The organism is Mesorhizobium sp. M7D.F.Ca.US.004.01.2.1 (assembly GCF_003997785.1).
Lineage (GTDB): Bacteria > Pseudomonadota > Alphaproteobacteria > Rhizobiales > Rhizobiaceae > Mesorhizobium > Mesorhizobium loti.
On the sequence record NZ_RZRQ01000558.1, the window covers coordinates 1 to 2,399 of the forward strand.

The 2,399-nt window shown below is 59.9% G+C and carries 1 protein-coding gene; it reads left to right on the forward strand.

The features are described 5' to 3' along the window. On the forward strand, window positions 1-747 hold a 747-nt coding region (locus EN993_RS34680), incomplete at its 5' end, for a PDZ domain-containing protein (RefSeq protein ID WP_127266128.1). Between the last annotated feature and the right edge of the window lie 1,652 nt (window positions 748-2,399).

Sequence of the window (2,399 nt, forward strand, 5' to 3'; positions counted from 1 at the left end):
GTCGTCGGCATCAACACCGCGATCTTCTCGCCTTCGGGCGGCAGCGTCGGCATTGCCTTCGACATCCCTGCCTCGACCGCCAAGCAGGTCGTTGAGGACCTGATGAAGAGCGGAACCGTGCAGCGCGGCTGGCTTGGCGTCGAAATCCAGCCCGTCACGTCCGATATCGCTGAATCTCTTGGGTTAAAGTCCGAAAAAGGCGCGCTGGTGTCCAGCGCCGAGGACGCCAGTCCCGGCAAAAAGGCAGGTATCACCACCGGTGACGTCATCACCCAGGTTGACGGCAAGGATGTTGCTTCGCCCAAGGAACTTGCCCGCCTGATCGGTGCCTATTCGCCCGGCAAGTCCGTTGACGTCACCGTGTGGCGCGACGGCAAGAGCCAGACGATCAAGGTCGATCTCGGCAAGCTGCCGGCAAGCGACAAGCAGGCTTCGAACGACCCGCAGCAGCAGCCCGCCACCGAGGCAAAGCCCGATACCCTCGCCGCGCTCGGCCTCACCGTCACCAAGGCCGAAAACGGCAAGGGGCTGGTGGTGACCGATGTCGATCCCGACAGCAATGCCGCAGACCGCGGCATCCAGGCTGGCGACATCATCAGGGCGGTCAACTCGACCGAGGTGAACGGGACTGGTGACGCCAATAAGGCGATGGCCGATGCGGTGAAGTCCGGCCGCAAGGCGGTGCTGATGCAGATCACCCGCGACGATTCGAACCGCTTCGTTGCGCTGCCCGTCGACAGGGGCTGATCCCCACTCGACTTTCCCCGCGGTGTTCCAGACGCCCGCCGCGGGGGAAGCATGATTTTGCGGAAGTGGGAATGCTCGCGCGACGCGGGACGATCGAGGGCATTACGTTCGATCCAAATGAAGGCGGCGAAGATCTATCTGCTGTGAAGTTCTCTTGTCACCGCCCTCGACGTTTCCCGCGGCGTTCACGCACGCGTGGAGCCACTGTGTCTGTTAGAGTGCTCCTTTCCCCTCGGATTTCCGAACTTACACTTGAGTGACGGGCAAACTCCGAGCTTTTGTTGATAAGCAATGGATGAATTAGCCCCCGCAGCAAGTATGAAATTCGACAGTAAGGCGCACTGCTGGCGCGACGCTGGGCGATCGCGAGAACCCTCATGCGTCGGCCTCACATTTTACATTTGCCAAGGAGGACCGCGCATTTAAACCACGAGGCGGGAGCAATGCTTCGGCTTGATGGCAGCATGTGCACCCTTGGCAGAAAGCCGCAGAGTCTTCGGCCGGCAGTCGTCGTCGCCACCCTGCCTCGCGGACCCCACCGAGCAGCCATAGCCATGCGGGTAGGCCGAGGAGACGACGCCTAAGACCGTTGCGGCGGTGATCGGTGCGCGGAAGACAATGCCATGTGCGCGACGGGTCTGTTAAGGTCATGGAGCCGGTGGACATTCGCAAGGGTGCGGAAGGGCGGCCGCGAGGCGGGCAAGCTGAATGCCGGGAGATCGCCAACTCCTCCGCAGCAGGCTTGAACTTCCGCACGATCATCATCTCGAACAGGATATCCAGATTCACATTCCCCAATTTTCAGCCCTTGGTTGAACGGCGGATGAGGCCAAGCCTTCTGTGTTGAGCTGAGGGAGCAAACGAAAATGATGCGCAAAATCGCAGTCAACCACAGCCCCGATCACTCAGTTTACGGTTTCGGCCTTTGCAGACCGCATATTGGGTGGCGAAAGATGTGCTCTAAAGGCGCAACCACGATTGTAAGCAGGCCCGATTGTAATTTGCAGGAATGGCAGAGACTACCTAACAGTGCGTTGCCGCGCGGCGGCTTTGGGCGACTCCGGACGGCAAGACGGCTCGGGAAAAGCAGCTATTCCTCCAAGCCTACCGTGTTGCACGTTCGATCTATTACTGACGCAACTATTCCTAAATCCCATTGGAAATTCGCGGCCGTAAATGTGAGACTGAGCGAGGTGGCCTATCCGGGGCCGCCCGTGTCATCAGGGGTTGTCGATCTCCCGGGAAGGGGCAGTCTTCGGCAGCCCGCCATGCCGCTCAAACGATGTCATCGGACTCGCACGGGCGTCAGCCATCAGCTCAAGATGGCGGGCTGTTCACAGGAACTGTGACAATGAAGCAGCTAGCTCTCCGCTACAACATGGGGCGGGCTCCACTCTGCTTGCCTGAATACCTTCCTCGCTGGCCGCCATAGACACGCCACCGCTTGTCTTTAGTGCTGATCGACCAGAACCATTTGCCTGGGTTCGGACCGTTCTTTTCGCCGAGAAGTCTGCCACGCTTGAGCCGAGGAACGACGGTTCGAAGTCGTGAGGAGCGTCAGAGCCGCGCATCACGATCCCGAACAAGCCGAACTGGCTCGACGATGGTAGGGAAAGACCCGATCACTTCGCCACCCTGCAGAACCTCATAAC